This is a genomic window from Paenibacillus aceris (assembly GCF_017874035.1).
Classification (GTDB): Bacteria; Bacillota; Bacilli; order Paenibacillales; family NBRC-103111; genus Paenibacillus_E; species Paenibacillus_E aceris.
In genome coordinates, this window is the sequence record NZ_JAGGKV010000020.1 from 88,883 (window position 1) to 108,572 (window position 19,690).

General features: G+C 52.0%; 11 protein-coding genes. 1 reads left to right on the top strand and 10 read right to left on the bottom strand.

Features of this window, described 5'->3' with window-relative positions:
• Nucleotides 1-5 precede the first annotated feature (5 nt).
• Nucleotides 6-1,451, top strand: coding sequence for an MFS transporter (locus J2Z65_RS27160; RefSeq protein ID WP_240159979.1), 1,446 nt, complete (start codon nt 6-8; stop codon nt 1,449-1,451).
• 439 nt (nt 1,452-1,890) lie between these two features.
• On the opposite strand, the gene J2Z65_RS27165 is transcribed toward J2Z65_RS27160, so the two are convergent.
• The 10 genes from J2Z65_RS27165 to J2Z65_RS27210 form a co-directional block, all read right to left on the bottom strand.
• A complete protein-coding gene (locus J2Z65_RS27165) occupies nt 1,891-3,585 on the bottom strand; it encodes a hypothetical protein (RefSeq protein ID WP_167065965.1) in 1,695 nt (564 codons plus the stop codon).
• A 39-nt stretch (nt 3,586-3,624) separates the two neighbouring features.
• On the bottom strand, nt 3,625-5,739 hold the full coding sequence (locus J2Z65_RS27170) for a phage tail protein (RefSeq protein ID WP_167065967.1): 2,115 nt from the start codon (nt 5,737-5,739) through the stop codon (nt 3,625-3,627).
• Nucleotides 5,740-6,122: 383 nt separating this feature from the next.
• Entirely contained in the window at nt 6,123-8,372 is a 2,250-nt protein-coding gene (locus J2Z65_RS27175) for a putative baseplate assembly protein (protein ID WP_167065969.1), read from the bottom strand.
• 33 nt (nt 8,373-8,405) lie between these two features.
• Complete coding sequence (locus tag J2Z65_RS27180; RefSeq protein ID WP_167065971.1) at nt 8,406-11,477, bottom strand: baseplate J/gp47 family protein; 3,072 nt, start codon at nt 11,475-11,477, stop codon at nt 8,406-8,408.
• A 55-nt stretch (nt 11,478-11,532) separates the two neighbouring features.
• Nucleotides 11,533-11,934, bottom strand: a complete 402-nt coding sequence (locus J2Z65_RS27185) for a GPW/gp25 family protein (RefSeq protein ID WP_167065973.1) — start codon at nt 11,932-11,934, stop codon at nt 11,533-11,535.
• Nucleotides 11,935-11,951: 17 nt separating this feature from the next.
• Nucleotides 11,952-12,677 (bottom strand): phage baseplate assembly protein V, encoded by a 726-nt coding sequence (locus J2Z65_RS27190; RefSeq protein WP_167065975.1) that lies wholly within the window; start codon nt 12,675-12,677, stop codon nt 11,952-11,954.
• Entirely contained in the window at nt 12,677-13,768 is a 1,092-nt protein-coding gene (locus tag J2Z65_RS27195) for a phage late control D family protein (protein ID WP_167065977.1), read from the bottom strand. The genes J2Z65_RS27190 and J2Z65_RS27195 overlap by 1 nt, the downstream gene beginning before the upstream one ends.
• Before the next feature lie 4 nt (nt 13,769-13,772).
• The gene (locus J2Z65_RS27200) at nt 13,773-14,399 is read right to left on the bottom strand and encodes a CIS tube protein (protein ID WP_209856182.1); all 627 of its coding nucleotides are present in this window, start codon (nt 14,397-14,399) and stop codon (nt 13,773-13,775) included.
• A 33-nt stretch (nt 14,400-14,432) separates the two neighbouring features.
• Nucleotides 14,433-19,217 (bottom strand): hypothetical protein, encoded by a 4,785-nt coding sequence (locus J2Z65_RS27205; protein WP_167065980.1) that lies wholly within the window; start codon nt 19,215-19,217, stop codon nt 14,433-14,435.
• A 29-nt stretch (nt 19,218-19,246) separates the two neighbouring features.
• The gene (locus J2Z65_RS27210; protein WP_167065983.1) at nt 19,247-19,690 is read right to left on the bottom strand and encodes a phage tail protein; all 444 of its coding nucleotides are present in this window, start codon (nt 19,688-19,690) and stop codon (nt 19,247-19,249) included.

Here is a 19,690-nt window from a genome sequence, read left to right on the forward strand (position 1 = left end):
AACGGATGATAAGCTCAATGCCGAACGCAGCGGCGGATCTAGTGCCTCAGCAAGCAAGCCATCATAAATTAATGCGTGTTTTAATGTTTACACTGACCATTTCCATGATGACCGGTGTCATGTTCAACATCGCTCTGCCTAAGATCAGCGAGCAGTTCTCCCTTAGCCTTTCTCAAGTGAGCTGGCTCTCCTCCGCATACATTCTGATCTACGCGATAGGCTCAGTCACTTACGGAAAGCTGGCAGACCGCTATACGCTTAAGAGCATCGTCACCTTCGGACTTCTTGTATTCGCTGCCGGTTCACTCATCGGGCTGACTTCGCAAACCTTTGCCATGGCCCTCGCGGGTAGATGCCTGCAAGCTGCAGGAGCTGCGGTCATTCCCGCGATTTCCATGATCATCCCTTTGCGCTATTTTGCTCCCGAGCGCAGAGGGGCCGCTCTGGGCATGACCGCAGTAGGCTTGGCATTCGGCAATGCCCTTGGCCCAGTTGTCGCGGCATTAATTGTAAGCACCGTTCATTGGCGCTGGCTGTTTGCTGTGCCTTTGCTTGTTTTGGCGGTTCTTCCTCTATACCGCGCATATTTGAAAGAAGAGAAGCTGGGGGCCTCGGGCACCTTTGACTGGCTTGGCGGCATACTGCTCGCCGTTACGATTGCTTTACTTTTGTTGAGTGTAACGAAGGGATTGTGGTTATTCCTCGGTGCCCTTCTTGCTTTAGGCTTATTCATTGCGCGAATTTCCAAGGCGAGGGAGCCCTTTATTGCGCCGAAGCTTTTTCGCAATACCAAATACACGCTTGGATTGACGATCTCCTTCCTCGTTAACGGCACCTGCTGCTCTCTTTATGTGCTCAGCCCGCTGCTGTTAGCCAACGTTCAAAAGCTGCCCTCCATTTGGATCGGCTTCATGATGGTCCCTGCCGCAGCCGCAGCGGCTATTTTCGGACGCAAAGGCGGCAAACTTGCGGATGCCAAAGGCAACTCCTTTGTCGCTTATTTGGCAGCCGGCTTACTCGTGAGCTGCTTTGTGCTGCTCTCCACGTTTACCGGCGGATCTCCGCTGCTCATCGCCGCTTTTCTGATACTGGGCAACGTCGGGCAGTCCTTCCTGGTCATCGCCGTCTCCAACTCCGTGTCCAGAACCCTGCAGGTGGAACAGGCAGGCGTCGGTATGGGCATGCTGGCTATGGTCAACTTCATTGCGCAGGGCATCGCGATCGGCGTCTATAGCAAAGCCGTTGACCTTGGCTCTTTGGGGATTCCCAGCTGGAACCCGCTGTATCGTTATGCAGCTGGATCTATTTTCAGTAATATTAGCCTTGTGCTTGCTGCTTTGCAGTTGGTGATTTGGATTGTGTTTTACTTCACGTTTGGCCGGGGGCGCGGTGTGAACAAAGTCACACAAACTGCTAATGCGCAAAACCCCCCGCGCACCTTTTCTGCCTGATTAGCTTCCATGTAGCTAGTTCACACACCGGATCTACCCGCACAAATTCCACCAATCGAGTCTACTCGCCGAAAACCACATTTTATCCCGAGTTAGCGGTCTTATGGACTCTTACTCCCTAGCAGTCCTCTTGCTGCTTCCTCCATAAAAGAGATAAGCCCGCTCCGCTGTCCCTGCAACTGGCCTGTTGTTGGCCACCCCTTAGGGGAACTACATTCCCTTATTTAGTCAAAATCGGCATTTCGGGAGTTGGAGAGGAACTACAGGGTCCTATTTCAACGAATTTGGACTCATTTCCACCAAAATTGCGAAATAGCAGCCCCTAGTTCCCTCTCACTCGCTCAATCGGCTGTTTTTGACGAAATAGCGCCCTGTAGTTCCCTACCTTCAATCAAAGAAGGACCTCTTCAAAAGAGGTCCTTCGCTCAATCCCTGCTATTTACTCCGCGTCGCTCCCAGCCGAAGCCGCTTCCCGTATCGCAGACAGTGCCTCGTCTAGTGAGCCGCTGCCACTGCCACTGCCCCCGCTGCTCGCCGGACTCGCCATCTCAGCGCTGTACGCCCACCAGCGCACGCGCACGTTCGACGGCTCGGACGTTTGCTGCACTTTCACGCCGATCCGGAAAGTGCCCTTCTGCGGATAGGCGATCGTGCCGATCTTCACTTCTGGCGCATCAGGCTCAAACTCGCTGCCCTTGAACACATCGGATGCTCCGCCATACACTCGCTCTCCGCTGGACAGTATATCGGAGAAGGCATCACCGCTGCTCTCTTCCAGACTCGTGATGATCAGCACATTGCCCTCACCAAGTCCGTGCGCGATCTCGCCGGAGAAAAAGCTTTTGGTCGCTTTCCCGAACGGCGACACGGAAATCTTCGTGAACGGCTCTATAGGTATACTTACTACGCCGCTCACAATGCCGGCTATGCCGCTTCCGCCACCGGCCGGAATTCCCAAATCGAAAGAAAGCTCACTAATCGCTTTATTGAAGTTGACCTTAAACTCCGGCGGCTGCCCCGGCGCCAATGTTTTCACTTTGGATTTCGTCACAAACTGCCCGGACGTTTCATCGCGGTATTCGCTCGCTTGAGCAAGTCTGTACATCATGGAGGAATTGTACACATACTCCCCAAACGGCACTTGCTCAACACTCTCAATTACATAAGTCGGTCCCACCTGGATGAGACATATTTTAGCCAAATAAATACAAGGCTCAGACGGGGCCTCCAAGGAAGCTTCCAACGATTGTTTCACGAAATCCGTCATCAAGCGTTCCCGAACGGCATCGCCAATGATTTGAACTTCACCGACAGCCTGCGCCTGCAGCTCCAGCTGCTTGTCATCCAGCTTCAACACAGCCGTACTCGTCTGCACGCCGATCGTCGCTTTCACGCCCACGCTGCTGTCCGCCCGCAGAAGCACCTTCATTTCATACTCGCTCTCTTGCTCGTCCTGCGGCTCTTCGAACACGATCGAATTTCCATCAATCGCTTCCACTCGATCAGCTGCCAGCTCATAATGGAAGGAAATCCGACCGGCCTTCAACGTCTTCTCAAAACGCAGCTTCATCTCAAACAACTGACCCGGATTGACATAACGAGGCGTTGTCTGAAGCACCCGCACATGGGAGTCTTGATAGAGCACGACCGTTTGGTCGGTCAAATTCGCCAAAGGCAGGTTTGCAGGGTCAGGCGCATCCTCGCGGATAAAAAGCCGGTAGCTTTCCAGCACACGATTATAATCATTAATTTCATCCGAGCGCACAGAGGAATTGGCTACGGCGTGAACGGGTTCTTTTTCCTTTTCGTCATAAGCAATACAGAGATATACATTCTTCGCGTACTCGTTGTTGCTGAACCCATCCATCATCGAAAGCTTCAAAGTCATCGGTGAAGGCACGACAATTTCCCGGCCCAGCGCATCGATCGCAGCTCCCATTTCAACGGAAACCGACTTCTCGTCGACAGCGACAACTTGCAAGCCTGTTAGTACACCAGACCCGTGCAGGAGACGGTTCATCATTCTGCGCTTGTCATTGAAGTATTTTTGCTCGGATTCAAAATCCCTGACCGTCAACAGCTTTCCATAGAAATACCGATTGCGCTCAAACGGGTAATAGCGTGTTTTTTTCATAAGTATCCCCTCACCTTCCAAGGCTTATTTCGATTTCGTTTATTCGATTTCGGAATCCAGTTCCAAACGGGTATGTATATCCATGCGTTTATCTCGATCTACATCGATCAGCACCGTGTTGTAAGGCATTGAGGAACGCTGGTCGAGCGTTAATAACGTAGGCTCAGATAAGTAAGTATTAATGCCCAAGTACGTATGCATATCCGCGTACATCCACGGCTGCAGTACGATAAGTTTGCCTTCGGTATAGGCGGGCTTCTGGTCTTCAATAATCTGTTCAATGGTAAGACGCTGCGCATCGGTTCGCACCACTTCGGGCTTCAGCATAATGCAGAAGCAGTAAGGATTATCCCCGTATAACTGGGCAAAAAGCTGCCGCAACTCCGACGTCTCCTGCATCTGCTTAAATTGAAAATATTCAAGCAAAAAAGGTTCAGAGCCCGTATAAATCTTCAGCATGTTAATCAAGCCCTCGCGAGTACCGCGCAATTTATACAGTTCAGGCGCCTGCTTGATCAGCTCCCTTAGCTTCTTCGCTCCCCATGCCTCATGATCCGTGATTGCCAGCCAACAGCCTAACCATTCCAGATAAGTGCCGGATACCGCATCCGGATCAAAATGAGCGGAAATATGGTCGATTTTATCCTCCATATCATCAAAAAACGTGCTGAACATCGCCAGAAAGCGCTCCAGAAAAGGGCTATGCTCCTCATCCTGCTGATAAATCGGCGGCAAATACGCAATTAAGGACGTCCTTGGGAAGTAGACCCGCAGCTTGCGAATGTAAGGCGACTTTTGTTCGCTGCCGATCAGCTCCATTTTGAACCAAAGATAACGGCCCTTCGCTTTCAGCAGCGCATCTTTGGGATTGAGAATCGGCTCTGACCATAAGTCGCGCGTAGCCGCCAGCTTTTCACGCACCCCAATGTCCGGATCCGTCAAATAGCTCGTATAATTGACATAGTCGCCATCTACCAAACCTTCACTTTCATCCGAGGCAAAATAGGAAAAGCGAACCTGAGTCTCCTCCGGAATGTCGGCTTCTAGGCGAATTTTGTGCCACTGCGTTTCGGTTTCTGTCGTATCCAAGTCTCCCGAGAAATAAACCGCCTCCGGCAGCTGCGTACCCTCCAGCAGCATCGTCCGGGCACGAAGATCAAGCAAGCTGATCTGACCACTGATCCGGTCGAACACATACAGCCGATTCCGGCTGTCGTGCACCAACGTGTCCGTTCGTCCACGGAAATTCGTAACTTTATCGAATAGCTCGCCATTTCCGCGGTATTTGAGAATAAAACGTTCGGTTACCCCTTCTTGCTGCGCGTATCCGCTGTCCCCTATATAGAGATTATGATTCGTATCAATGGAAATGCCAGCAAAGCGCCCTTCCTGCTCGAGCTTAAAATGCAGCGGCTCCCGGCCATCCTCCTGGAACACCGTAACCGTTCTGAGGTGCGTATCCAGCAAGGCCAAAGTACCGTCTGCCGCAGCAGTGAAATAACGCCCCTTCAGTTCAGAAACATCGACCGCTTCTTCCATGCGATGCCTGTCATGCTCATAGACGCGCACGACCTCGCCTGCCGAATTCCATTGAAGGATGCCAATCCTGCCGCCTTTGGGGACTTCCGGACTTCCATTCATACCAACCGCAATATCCAACGGAACTGTCGTATAAAACGTATGCTTCGCAGCTAACTTCGAATTGACCGAGAGCGGAAACAGCTCCAGTCCCTGCCACGTATCAACCGCCCACATGGTCTGACCATTGGAGAGAGAGTACACAGCAAGCCTTCTTTCAGTCGCCAGCTCGCTATCTGCAATGACCAGTAGATCTGACATGGATGCCAGCTTCGCTTGATGGCTGAACAGCCCATGCCCGTGCCGAAATAACGACTCGAGATGGCGGCTTTGATCATCATAGACCCACACATTCGAAGCCTCGTCCAGCAAAACAAGCTTCCGGCCAGCGCCGACCGTCATCTCGTGAATCCGGTGAACCCCTTCCAGCTCGTCCGTGCGAACGATGCGATGAACGCTGTACTTCTCGGTCTGCCGAATCGAAAAGCCCTGTTCCTGCATGTCGATGTTGGCTTCATATCCCTGCTCCCAGTCGAGCGGTTTGTTCAGTGAAAAAAACGTTTGTCCATCCTGCATCGTTCGTCACCTCTTTTCTGTCATTACACCGTAAAGCTGGCCAACTCCTTAAAACTGCCGGACGTGTGGCGAAAACACCAACACTCGAGACTTCCCCCATCGCTCACGCTGCAAAGGGGCCAACTCCCCAAAACTGCCACACGTGTGGAGGTAAGGGAACTACAGTCCACTATTCCCTCCATTTCGGCCCTAATCGGCCATTAGAGGGAACTACAGTCCGCTATTTTACAGATTCCGTGCAATTCGGGCCGATTTGAGCGAAATAAGGCCCTGTAGTTCCGCTCAACCGCCAATTAGCAGCTAATTGGTCACATAGCGGACCATTGTTCCCCTTCATCTCTTCCTGCTCCTTAATCTACGCTCCCCGTGCTCCCACCAAGCGGCTATAAATCCGTCTGACTAATCGTCTCCACCTCGTGATTGCCGGAATAGACCAACGCATAAGGCGGTATATGAATATCCCCGGCGCCATCCTTGTGAAAGCCTGTGCCTTCGGCGTCCAGCCAAAGATCTTGCACATAGACCACGCCTTTAACTCTGGAAATAACGCCGTAAATATCGCCCTTGTACACCGTTCGGCCAAAACGCCAGCCCTCCGAGCCCTGAACATGATCCATAGGTTGAAGCAGCAGTCTTAGCTCTTGGGTGATGCGGCGCTGTTCGTTTTTGTACTTCGGCTCCATGACCACCACAGCGTGAACAGTGATTTTAATGTACTCCGCCGGGATCACATGGAGCTCTGTCGTCAATAACCGATGCCGGTCCAAATGCCCCTTGATCGTTTGCAAAAACCCCTTGCCCGCCTTCGGCTTATCGCTCTCGCTGTAAGGCACAACCGCGACGGTCATCTGCGCCGGCGCTTTGACCTTGGGATAATCCCGCATGCCCGGCTTATACAGCGGAATAGCCTTCACCCGCGCGACGCGCAGACCTGGCGTCGCCTTCGCGATGCGCTCGTAGTCCTCGCCGGTCACCGCCCGTGTCGGCGTATCCAACTCGCGCCGCACGCGCAGTTTGGCCTGCGTAAGCGTCTCCGCCTCCAGGCCGCCCCGTGCCGGGAACGGATTCGTCACGCTCACGCCGGGCTCCTCCGTGAAGCCGGTCACGAGACCGTCCTTCACGTTGCCTCGCTCGCCCCCGCCCGCTTGCAGCGCCAGGAACCGAATGTTCGGTTCCACCGACTTGGGCGGGACAAGCCCCGCTTCGTTATTGCCGAAGCGGATCGTTCCAGCTTCAGCGTCGTAGACGTAATGCCTGTCCGTGGACTTCGAATTATCGAAGTCATCCACGGACTGCCAGTCGTCCCACACGACGCAGTGGGACCCGCGCGGCCGATAGCCGACCTGCAGCAGCATGCTGCTGGGCTTATACGTCCGGCCGCGAGCGACCTCAAAGGTCTGCCCGGGCAGACCTTTGCTGCCTCCGACATAACGGCTGTAGTCGAACTCGGCCGTGTAGGCAATGAGCCGCACCCGCTGCGCGCCCTGCGGCGGGATGCTGCCGTTCACCCCGTCGCCGAAGCGCAGACGGGTCGTACGGCGTACCGAGTCCTGCAGCAGCTGGCAGACGAGATCATCCGGTCCGTGGTCCTCCAGCTCGGCGACGATGTGCCAGTCGCGCCAGCGGCCCTGTTCGTCCTGCACCTGCACCGTATGCAGTCCCCCAAAAGCCAGATAAGTGCTAACTTCAAAACTCTGGTCAGGTTCTCCATTGCTTCTGAACGCTATCACTTCACTGAAAGTTTCCTGCTCTGCCGCTTGCACGCTGTTAAGGCTCACCTTCTCAATTTTGGGAGACAGCTCATAACCGTCCTCCTCCAGTGTACAGCAGATCCAATAGCGGCTGCGGTCATCGGCAGGATAAAGCGCCATTGGCTTCATCTCCGAGGTAATGCGGAAACGCACTTCACCGCTCTGTGACAAATGAACCGTCGTGTCGCTGACCCCTTCAACCGGCAGCCAGCTTTCGCTTTGCCCTTGCTGCTGACCCTGATCTTGTCCTGCACCTGCAAACGACCACCCCACCTTGGCGGACGAAATAATCGGCGTGGCTGCATCTTTCGGATGGCTTACATGAACCGGATAACGATCGTACAGCTGAAAAGACAAGGAAATCTCCGTGTCCACCGGCAGAGCCCGGTCAAATCCAAGGTAGAGATGCGCCCCTTTAATCGCCTCTGAGCCAAACGCGTAATAAGCAATCTTCGCCTGATTATTGGATGTAAAATCGCCGGCAGCCGTTTCCGTACGCACCAGCACCTTCTCCAGCGTTGATGGGACAAGCTGTACCGTGCGGAGCGTCTCGAAATGCTGATCCATCGCTTGCAGCGGTGTCCCCTTAGGGAGCACAAGCTGCTGCTGCACGCCTGAAAAGGCCACATCGCAAACAGCCGACACCGCTTCACGCGGACGAATACCCAGCAGCTTCAAAAACTTCCGCTCATTCTTTTCCGTAACCCGGTTCAAATAATACTGCTGCATCTCAGTCATCCACGACATTAACTCCAGCAGCGTGATCCCGGGGTCATGCTCATTTTCATCCGTCCACTCGGGAAAAAGCTTCGGAATCGACTTCCGCGCTTCCATTACCATCTGTTCAAACATACGGTCATCCAAATTAGGGACTGGCAGCACTTGTGCTCACCTCCTTCGATAATGATTGCTACATTACAAAGCGTTCACGACCACCTTATGTTTGCCGCTCACGATAATGCCGTGCGGGAGCGCCGGTAGGCGATTCACATCCAGCTCGACGCGCTCACTGTCTTCCAGCTTGTAGACCGTCATGTAGAGCTTCTCTACATGGCTGATCGTTCGAATCGTTTTGAGCAGCGCATAGAAGACCGAAGGATGAATTTGCTGTCCGATCGCCCAGCCTTTGCCATCGAAATTCCCAGTCAGCGGATCTAGGAAGCGAGTGAGTTTCTCCATCGCCTGTATTTCCGTCGCGACGACAGCATCCATACCTTCAACCGCTACGATGGCCGAAACGGAAATTTCCATATACACCGGCTCGATCACTTGCAGCCTTTCCGGGAAAGCAACTAGACTGGAAGCGCGCTCGATGATATAGCGCTCGACTTGCTTTTTCAGCACAGGAAACGCAAGCCTTCCCTCTTGACCCTCCTTCGGCAAAATGACGAGTGTCATAGCGCCGATCTCTTTCTGCATATATGCATTCCGGTTTGCGATGCAGCTGACTTTGGCAATGTTCGGATACGCTTCGCGCGCGAGCCATTCGTAATCTTTGGCCGATACTGCACGGTTCCGGTGCTTGAGCATTTCGGGCCCGCGCTCCAGGGCCGACTCCAGCTTCTCGGCTTGGCAGCCGCCTGAAGCCGGTTCCGGATTATACACCTCACCCACAAATGCGATAGAGTCCTGCATCTGGTTTATTTCCCGTGCGCCTACATTGCCGATTTGTCCCGAAGTGACCTGATAGGTGACTTTCAGCTGCTCCAATCCGCCTTTGGGCGGGTGCATGCCATGAACGCCGTCTCCTACCCGAATACGGCCAAACGTACGATCGATCATATAATGGCGATCCCGGTTGCCCGAATCCGCCATTTGGCGAACGGGGGTCCATCGCACCCACACCTGAAGCAGATTGCCTTCGGAATCCCGGCTAATTTCCATCAGTGGTGTTCCGATTCTTTCGTATTCTGCAATCTCCTCTTCCGTCACAAACTCTGTTTCATCCACCCATACTTCCTCGGACACAATACCGCTTCGGCTCAGTTGGTATTCCGTTTCTTCCAGCCCTTTGGCTTCAGGAACTTCCCCGATAATCGTCTCCTGCTGAAGGACTTGAACCGTGTTCATGTAAAGTCCGTGAATGGTAGGAACCTGAATCCGCCCCGTTATGTCATCATATTTATCATCGCGGTTCACAGCGCGAATCCAGAAACCCTTTTGACCAAACAACGAGTCGCCGGCAAAATCAGAAGGGCCAACGAACTGCACAGTTCCGCTCTGCGTCAAACCATTCGTATCGTCGATCACCTTCAGGGCGACCCATTCGGAGGGATGTCCCGGCATTAACCCGGCACGCAAGTATTCCCATTCCAGCAGAGGCAAATCCTGCTCAGCGAAACGCTGCTGCTTCACCGAAACGTAGAGCGAAATCGGGCCTTTTACAGGCGGCGAATCAAAACATAAATGTAAAGCTGGATGACTGCCCTCTAACGGCTGAAACGGTTCAAAACCGCCTTCCAGCTGTCTGCTATGCCTCGTCCGGTCCTCAAACACCGTATTATTCAGCGCCAAACACCGCTCTGCAGGATAAAGACGATCCTCATATTCATAGGTCATCGTGACCTCATCGATCCAAGGGGATAAGTAGATCGCCTGCGCCACATACGCATTTTCGATATGTAAAATCCTTGCTCTGATCCAGTGATTCTCATTGCCATTCACATAAGTAGCTTCGAGATCTTGCGGACATCGGAAGCGGATATCCTTGAGCACTTTCTGCTCTTGCGGGTAATAAAACAGCTTTTCCGCGTCTTTCCCCGCCTCAAGGCGTACCCAGGTCGTCCCATTCCAATACTCCCAAGCGACTTGCAGCACGGTAACATGGATGACGGGCGGCTTATCGAATTTGGACTTTTTCATGACCATTTTCCAATCGATATTTTCCGTCAATTCCGCCCCAAAACGGTTCTGAATCGCCGACAGCCCAAAGCTCAGCTTAATATCGCCGTCTTTTTTCGTAAACACTTCCTGGCTCCCGATGTAAAAAGAACCATAAAGCGCAAACTGATCGCCAAACGGATAAAAACCGCTAGGATCCGCAGCAATATCATTGTAAAACATAAGGTCCGGCTGAATGCCGCCCGTTTCAAGCGTATCCGTATAATCGGTTTTGAAGGAAATATGGTCCATGGACAATCGGCTGTCCGCCAGTGTTTTCCCGCCAGTCAGGAGAGGCTTCAGACGGCACTGAATCCAGCGTCCCGCTTTTCCGTTCACTTCCCTCTCGGCAAGTTCCCCTACATGCGCCTTCGACAGAATTACCCGATTCCCTCTAGCCTCAACTTGGTCAAAAGGCACCCATCCATCCGATGTAGCATACAACCACTCGGTTAGCTGCGGGTCAGCCAGTTGGCTGGTCATGGACAGCTCGTCGAAGCGCCTTTTGGAGTTGCGGAATTCAATTTCGATACGCGCCGTGTTGTACAAGGTGAAGAGAGCGCTGTGCTCCAAGAAGATCGCATGCTCCTGCAAATTATCGCCTTGAAGACGGAAAAGCGCCGTCGGGGCCGCCAAGCCTTGACGGGATGCCGTCAGAAACTCCTCCGAAATGCGAATAATCTTATCCTGTTTTCGGCTCGACACGTAAGCATCCGTTAACAAGGCAGGCGTCAACAGCGCGCTGCGCGCCGTTTCATACAAGATATTGCCATCTTCGGCTGCAGCCGCAACCTGTGTGCCGGCCGATATGAACACTGACTCCTTCGTGCCCTCGTTCAGTGCAAAAGTCAAATAACTGCTGGCTGGCCTTGCCGGAAGCAGCGTGACGTCGAACATGTTGAGGAACGAAATGAGATTTTTCGTCGGCACCCGGTTCAGTCGCTTGATGTTGTCATGGAACATATCCGCGAACATCAGGAATAATGCCGAACCGGGGTCGGGATTCTCAGGCGTAAACCGCCATTCCGGTGTATAGTATGGGGCCATTTCCTTCATCTGCGCTATGAGATCAGGTATATCTCTAGGATCAATTTTGGGAGGTTGCATCGCTCAGCTCCACCTCCTCTCTTGCACGTATCGTCATCGTTTCCGCTGCCTCTTTCTATTTGGAACCTTCGTATAAGTAAAAAGGATACACTTGGTTAAACAAGTTATTGGTCGTACGCACCAAATACGAAATACGAATCATCACTTTCCCCGGATCGTCTGCCTCCGGCACGGCTTTCACATCCACCTCGTGAACCCTTGGCTCCCAGTTGCGGATCGCCTCTTTAATATTGCTTTCAAGCAAATGCAAAGACGTATCATCCGTTAAGCCAAAAATAAACTCCTGCACACCGCAGCCGAAGCTCGGACGCATAACCCGTTCTCCTTGCGTAGTGCCCAAAATAACGCGGATCGCTTCAGCGATGTCTTCCTCATACTCGGACATCCGAATTCGCCCTGTTGCAGGGTCGACCTGAATCGGGAATTTCCAGCCTCGCCCCAAAAATGCTTCCGACACCCCGCCACGCTCCCTCGTTAGTTGATTTTGACCATACTGCCTTTAATATTAATGATGCCGTCGGATTTCAAATCCAGTGTGGCCCCTGCCTTGAGCGCCATCGTCGCAGATGCTTCTATGTTAATTTGCGTTGATTTAATTTTAATTTCTTTCGAGCTTTCAATCGCGACATCCCCTTTGGCATTAAGGGTAATCTTGGAGGTTTGGCTGACGACCGAAATTTCATTGGCAGATCCGCCTTTGATCAAAATCTTATTATTCCCGCTTTGATCGGCAATCGAAATGCTTTCGTCTTTATCCTTTAGCTCGATAATTTGGCCTTTTTTGGTCTTAATCGTGATGCTTTCGTCACCACTTTTATCATTGAACGATAACTCGTGTCCGGAACGGGATTTGATCATGCGCAAATCGTTTTTGTCAGCCGGCGCGGGCGGCTTGTTCTTGGGATTCCACAGCATGCCGATCACGAAGGGTTGGCGAAGCTCGCCCAGATGGAAAGCGACTAATACCTCATCATTCACTTCCGGGATAAAAAGACTGCCCATCTCCTTACCGCCCATCATCGTGGCAATGCGAACCCAATCCGTTTCGGTTTCCGTTTCCTGCAGCGGCAGTTTCAGCTTCACCCGCCCGAGCTTATCCGGATCGTTATTGTTAGTCACAACCGCGACCATTACACCGCCGATTTTCTGAGACGCGAAGTTGGACACACCGCCTAAGGTGATATCGGGAAGTTTGAACATTATACCGCATTTCCTCCTATCTGAAAGCGCGTTGTGTAGCCATCATCATCAATTAGATGAGTAGCACCGGTCACATAATAAGGTTGATTAAACTTTTTGCCCACGCTGTCAAGCTTGATGTACCGCCCGGCCCTAATTTCAGGAATGCCGATACACTCCCCTGAACCGCTGATCAGCTTCATCGCATGTCGATTTAAAATAGCCGATGCGTAGGTTTTGGCTTCTTCAAGGGAGGTAACGTTCGTATAAACATGTTCCACGAAATCCCCTTTGGCAGCGAGTATATCTTTGCCTGTCTTCGAATTCCCGCCGAGTTTCGAAATACTCGCCGATTCGCCTTCGATGACTTTCAGCTCTTTATTGTCCCAAGCTCTTACCTTAACGCCGGTAATCTGCTCAGCCAAGTTCATGTCGATCGTCAAATTGCGCAGCGTTTTGCCCATTTCCAGCGTCAGTACCGGTGTCATTTCCGTTAATGGTTTGCGGAAATACAAGTGCTTGCCCACCACGAAGAAATCGTAATTCACCAAATTCGCCAGATTTTGAATAAAATGATAGTCATTAATCTGACTTTGCGAAATAGCCGGGTATTCCGTCGTCGTCGCATCCACATGCACTTGAGCGCCATAGATTTTGGCGATTTCCTGGACAATGTCGCTGTATTTCTTTTTGTTCCACGAACGGGACTTCGTACCTTTCATCATCAAATAGGAAAGATCCATCCCCCGCACAATGAGCCCGGGAGCTCCATCCTCGGGAAAATCAACGACAACGGACGTAATAAAACCTGAAAATACCGGAGTAAACTTATCGACATAGCCAAGGCTGATGTCAATTGGCTTCCCCAAGGCTAAGTCCCCAAGCCATTGAAAATCATTCTTCGTCACATCATAAGCGTTCGTGATCCGAAACGAGAAGGAGTCTGCCGTCCCGTCAATGGACGTTTCCACGCGAATCATCGAAATCGCCATATTATCTGTGAGCTTCGCTCCGTCTACGCTAATTAAATACGCAGGAGAGAAAAACTCTTTATATTTTTTGGCCAAATCATCATAGGTAAAAGAGCTGGATTCTAAACTTAAAGTTGCCATCGCGTTAGTCCAATCTAGGGACAGAAATGCGGCGTCCCGTTACGACCTTAAGCGGGTTGTCAATCTGATTGGCTTTGGCAATTTCCCGCCATAAGCTTGGGTCTTCATATTCATGAGCGGCAATCATCCAGAGCTGTTCCCCTTGCTTCAGCATCTTCTGTTTCGTCCGATCCGCCGAATGGCGGGGAATCGTCTGAAGCTGCTCTTTCTTGCTGTGCCACGAACGAAACGTAACCTTCAGCTTGGCACGAACCGGCACGCCGGTATCTAGAAACATGGTAAACTGCTGATTCACTTTTTCGACGACGCCCTTAAAGTCGAGAGAGCCCCACACGAAGCGGCAAATCGGCGGTGCATGCAATTCCTTTTCTACATCCAGAAGTCCCGAAATTTTCTTCGTATGCTCACGGACATCCGTCCCTTTTTCGTATGTATCAAAATATAAATCCATGGAGAGCGACGTCGTTCCGCCACTCACGAATTGACCGATTGGCATGGACAGACCCGGCACGGTATTCCAAGAATAGCTGTTGGTCGTATCGAGGGTATATTCACCCGGATTGAACAAAACTTGCACATTCTCTTTGCTGTTTCCCTTGTCTACGATAATCATGGCTTTCTTGAGTGCCACAGGTGTCAGTCCTTTCCTCTAAATATATAAAAGTCACAGTCCACGGCGCTGCCGTTCGAACTTCATTCTTTTCTCGATTTCGCGGAACACCTTGTCCGCGATCTTGGCGACATCCAGCTGCGGCAGCTGTTTCATCAGTTCTTGCAGCTGCTCGCTGCTCAGCTCCGGCGCCGCTTGCGGGATTGGCGCTGCCGGGGTTTGATCCTGGTCTGCGCTCTCTTTGGTGCGCAGCCAGTCCATCTCCAGCGGCTTCTCCGCCAAGGCGCTTTGCGGTGCTGGTCCCGCTGGAGCCTGCTTATGCTCCAGCGCCGCTGGCTGCGAGGCCAGGTGCTCCTGCCTCGCGGTTGCCGATCTGCTGCCTATGCCGGGCAGCAGCAGCGTGATTGGCGCGCCCGCTTGCAGCGCGCTCTGACCCTCTGCGCCGGCGAAGGATACGCCGGCTGCTGCTAGCTGCCGCTGCACCTGCGTGGGCAGCGGGGTATGGCCTGCAGCAGCCAAGCTGGCGCTGCTGCTCTGGTTCAGGCTGGCGTTGTGCTGCGCGCCAGCCGTTATGGCGGCGGCTCTGCCTATGGCAGCCGCCTGCGTGATGCTGCCCGTCCCGTGGGCGGGCAGGAGGTGTACCGCTGCGGCAGGCGAAGCCGCAGCCCCTCCCGCAGGAGCGGCGAAGCGCGCTCCTGCGCTGCTCGCCAGCAGCGGCATGACACGCGGTGTCATGCTGGCGGGCTGGCGAGCCACCGGCGCGCGTGTCGTACGCGCGTCCGCTCTTACCGCTGCCTGCGAAGCGGCAGCGGGCTGCTCCGCCTGAGCGCGCGCTTCCTCCAGCGCGCTCAGGCTAGCCCTGATGGTTCGTTCCGTTGAATCAGACAGGAAGCTTCCAGCTTCCTCCTGATTCCCCGAACCAGTCCTCGCACGCTGCGCGCGTTCACTTTCAGCGGCAATGGTTTGCCTCTGAACATGCTCCACTTGCGCGCTGCGCCTAGCTTCTACGACTGGCTGTTTCCGCGATTGCATTGCGCTCCCTGCCTGAATGTGAAGCTTCGCCCGTGCCTCAGCTTCCATTGATCTGTGAATCTCGTTAGGATTAGTTCTGCCTATCCAATTGAGATTTCCTAAAGCTGCCTGTCCGACGCTATTCCCAACATACTCATTTCGTGGAAAATTAGCTGAACTAGCTGATCTTCTAAACATTGGAACAGTAGATGAAGCCTGGCTAATTATTCCTCTAGCAACTTCAAAAGACGCACGCTGAGAAGTCCCGGGAGTATCACTTGCATTCACCGCAGATCCTGCATCAACCTTAACGGACGCGGCACGGCCTTCGTTTCCTGACACCGATACTTTGTCCGTCGATGCCTCCCTTTGTCTTGCTCGCCAAATGGCTCGAACGGCAGACCCTTGGTACGGTTCTCGTGATATCGAGTCAGCCTGCTGACTCCTAAGCAGTGCTATCTCCGCCGCTGCCGGGGCAAGACTCGGCCTCAAGCTTTTCAAGCTGTTCTTCGTTATTTTCGCTGCGATCTCTGCGGCAAAATCACCTGAAGACAAGCTGCTGCGAGTCTGATTCCTCGCTTCTTTTTTAACATCTTCTGCCAGCTGATCGCTCTTAGAATGATCATCCGATGTGATTAGTTTGCCTGATACAGTCTGTGCTGTTTGTACTGCTTGTGATGTTTCTGCTCTTTGCTCTGTTTGTGATGCTTGCCCTGTTTCTGCCCCTTGCTCTGCTTGCGATGCTTGCCCTGTTTCTGCTCTTTGCTCTGTTTGCGATGCTTGTGCTGTTTCTGCTCTTTGCTCTATCTCTGCTGTTTGCACAGTTTGAGCAATTTTTCCGGTTCGATCCGTTGGTTCGTTTTTCCCCCATCCCTGAGGTCCTGCCAGACTGCGAAAAACCCTTTCAACTCTCTGACCTGAAGCACTTGAATTGCTTAACGAACTAGCTCGTATGCCTTTAGCTGGATGTCCCGGGAGTCCATTCTCTAATCCGTTCTCCATGCGCCTGTTCAAGCTGCCTTCGGTATTCATACCTGCCGTCTGGATAAACGCAGTGCCTATTTTCGTGATACTGGATTCCACGATTTTTGCAGATATCTCAGAAGCTAGGTCATGAGAAGGGAGCGCGCCTCGCACTGCTGCGGCATCCTGATCTTCCCTTTGGCCCCTACTCTGCCGCTCGCTAACAGCGTCTCCTCTTCCGTTGTCCAACGGAGTTCGGAATATCCGCTCAGCCTCGTGAAGCCGTGTGCTTGCTTTAACACTAGCACGGTAACCTTCAATCGGACTTGCTGCTAATTTAATGATATTGTTTCCAGCCATTTTTGCAGATATCTCAGAAGTTATGTTCTTGGGATATCGTACACCTGGAACCGAGGATGCTATCTTCCCCGCTTCCGGTTGATTTCCCCACATTTGCTTCAGAACACCTTCCAATTGCCTGCCATTTGTGCTCGTTTGACTTGAAGTTTTCATCCTCTGAATCGAGTTATTCATTGGATGAAAATTAATGCTTGGTGTGCTATTTACGTCGTTAATTGTGTCCGTTTGCTTTCGCTGACTGCTCTCCACCCGTATCATGCGCGGTGTATGAGTCGTCAGATTGGTATATGTACTTCCAACAAATAAATCATTAGAAGATTGCTGTCTTTGTTTTTGAAGCAGCTGCTTTAACGTATGCTCATTACTTTGAATTTTCACAGCAGCTTCTATACCACTCTCAATGGCACTGAGCTTTCTATGAGTAAGCTTGGAAGGACTGAACGCGGTCTCTTTCCCTGAAAAAGTTGTGATCCCTTGTCCACTCACTGGCTTAACAGCATGCTGCGCAAGGCGCTCCATTACGAAGCTCTGGTCACCGTTTCCCTTTGCCCGTATGCGCTGTTGAGCATCTGCTGCACCATCAATGAGCGTCTTCTCATCGGAGACTGCTCCTAAACTTCCAGACTGTCCATTACTCCGCAGTACTTGATTTGGAGCATGAATTCCCCACGAAACTTCACGTTGATTACGAACCTGCACAGCTGTTGAGTGCAACTCTTGATCTCGAACACTAGCCTTCTCTTGTGATATCTGCTTCTCTTGCGCTCTCTCTTGCACTCTTTCTACTTCTCGCGCTCTTTGTTGTTCCTGCACGATGCCTTGCTCGCGATCACTCGCTGTTTCTTGTCTGTGATTTTCTGCTTGATCCTGCGCTTGGACGTGAAGCTGTGCATTCGCTTGATCTAGCCTATGTGCTTCTTCCGCCTGGTTCTCCACTCGCTCTTGCAAGCTCAGTATTTGCTTGTGTAACTGTGTGGCATGTTGATCTTGCACATACTCCTGCACACGTACTCGTTCTTGTTCGTCTGCTCGTGCTTGATCTTGCCCTTGTGGCTTCCTCCAAATACGAGGCGAGTTCGAGTTGGGAGCGCCTCCCCATGCTTCATTGCGTGCATTCAGACTAGTCGCAGCATGCATAGCAAAAGGCAATGTTGACGTTATTCGAGATGCATTGATGGCTAATGGGAGCTGACTAGCTGCTAGGAACCCTTTGGATGCAGAAGTCTTAGGTTGCCGTTCTCCCCCCCTCACATCGTTAGCATGATGTGGCGGCATCGGATCGATGGAAGCCCCTGCTTCCTGAGATGCATTCCTTACTAAAAGACTTTTGATAAAATGCACAGAAGCCGGCGCATTCCCTGCCGTAAAAGGTCCTGTGCCAAGCTTTGGCAGCGATTTGGGCGATGAAGCCGGCGAGCTCATGGTCGCCACATCTTCCTCAAACAAAGGTTGATGCTGCGCCTTACTAACCAAATGCGGCCGAGCCACGTCATTCAAATAAAGTTTGGCAATCTGTAAGACCGATGGCTGCGCTGAATCTGTAGCTCCCACAGAAGTGGAATCCGTGCCGCGTTCCAACATGCTTACAGCAGGCTTGCCTTCTTGGAACCTTTCAAGCAGCTGCGAAGTCCTTTGAACAGCCTCCACGTGGTTAGCTACATTTGCATGGCTAATCTTAGATGATCTCTCCCAGCCTGCTTGGGCTGTAGAGGGACGTCCCTTTTCACGAATGACGCTTTTATGAATAAGTTGAATGCTTTTAAGCTGAATATTCACATTTTGAGTTGTATGTTGATGTCTGCTCACCGCTTGCGACTGCTGCTCTGACCTATTGCGCCGGCTGCTGCCAACCATCCCAATGGACGCTGCAATTTGCCCGATCGAGCGGTTGATTAACGGTAAGCTTCCTTTATTAACGTAATTAACTAATGCTGGCTTGACCCTTTTCTCACTGGGAGATTGAGGGATCATGTCTGGATGATTTATATGGTTAACAGATGCCTCAGCTTCAAGCTGCTTCTTGCTTTTGCGCCCTCTTTTCTTGACCGGCTTCTCAGCTGGTCCTTGCGCTTGCAGAAGAGTTGGAGCTGCATCCGATGGACTTGGCGATATATGCGACAACGCCGGAATTTTGTACCCGGCATTCGTCATTAGCTGCTCGATCTGACGAATGGTTTGTTTCTTCGTGATGAGCGGTGCGGACTCGGGATGCTGCAAGCTTTTCAAAAGCAGTTCCAGCTGAATTATCCATGCTCGATCATTCGTGTCTGTTAATGCCGCTAATTGTTTACGGCTGCTCATACCGTTTTGCTTAAAAATAAGGGCTAACAACCCTAAATAGTTGTTTCGCCAAAAACCGTATTTGCCCGCAATACCTGTTGCAAATAGATTCGCTTCCCTTGCTGCACGTCCTGCTGAACTGCCAGTCGTCACAGGAGTCTGCAGTACAGCCTTCTTGACTTTCTTTCTTCTCCCCCGGGGTTTATGCGATTGTCGAGATTTCATAAACAATCCATCTCCCTAAGTGTTTTCGTCTACTTTTTGAAAATCGTCTTTAAGCCTTCATGCACCAGTTCGACAGACTCAATCGCTACATTTCCGCTGGTTGCATTCAAATCCGGCCCGCTCCATTTCACAGGAAACGCACTAAAAAAATTCCAACGGCACATCTCCGTCCCTGCCTGGTTATGCAGGATGATCGAACCGTTTTTCCGTTTGATTTTACCTTGGGTGACACCATCGTACCATTCCCACAGCTCACTGGAAGTGGTGATGCCTCTTTTGAGCACAATGTTCGGATACTTCGTATGCTCGATCATGTAGTGGGGGTGCGAGTTCACGCCGCCTTCCCATAACGGCTTCACTTCCGTCTCCGACTTCATGCCGGTCACCTCGGAAAAACCGCCGACGATGAGTCCGTCAAGCTCTACCACGAATCGAAATGCGCCGCCAACATTATGCGGTTTGGTTATTGTCAT

Bases quoted from the DNA above. Each gene is read 5' to 3' on its own strand.
- J2Z65_RS27170 (WP_167065967.1), bottom strand. From the start codon at position 5,739: ATGCAGGATGGACAAACGTTTTTTTCACTGAACAAACCGCTCGACTGG.
- J2Z65_RS27165 (WP_167065965.1), bottom strand. From the start codon at position 3,585: ATGAAAAAAACACGCTATTACCCGTTTGAGCGCAATCGGTATTTCTAT.
- J2Z65_RS27180 (WP_167065971.1), bottom strand. From the start codon at position 11,477: ATGCAACCTCCCAAAATTGATCCTAGAGATATACCTGATCTCATAGCG.
- J2Z65_RS27210 (WP_167065983.1), bottom strand. From the start codon at position 19,690: ATGACAATAACCAAACCGCATAATGTTGGCGGCGCATTTCGATTCGTG.
- J2Z65_RS27195 (WP_167065977.1), bottom strand. From the start codon at position 13,768: ATGGCAACTTTAAGTTTAGAATCCAGCTCTTTTACCTATGATGATTTG.
- J2Z65_RS27205 (WP_167065980.1), bottom strand. From the start codon at position 19,217: ATGAAATCTCGACAATCGCATAAACCCCGGGGGAGAAGAAAGAAAGTC.
- J2Z65_RS27190 (WP_167065975.1), bottom strand. From the start codon at position 12,677: ATGTTCAAACTTCCCGATATCACCTTAGGCGGTGTGTCCAACTTCGCG.
- J2Z65_RS27160 (WP_240159979.1), top strand. From the start codon at position 6: ATGATAAGCTCAATGCCGAACGCAGCGGCGGATCTAGTGCCTCAGCAA.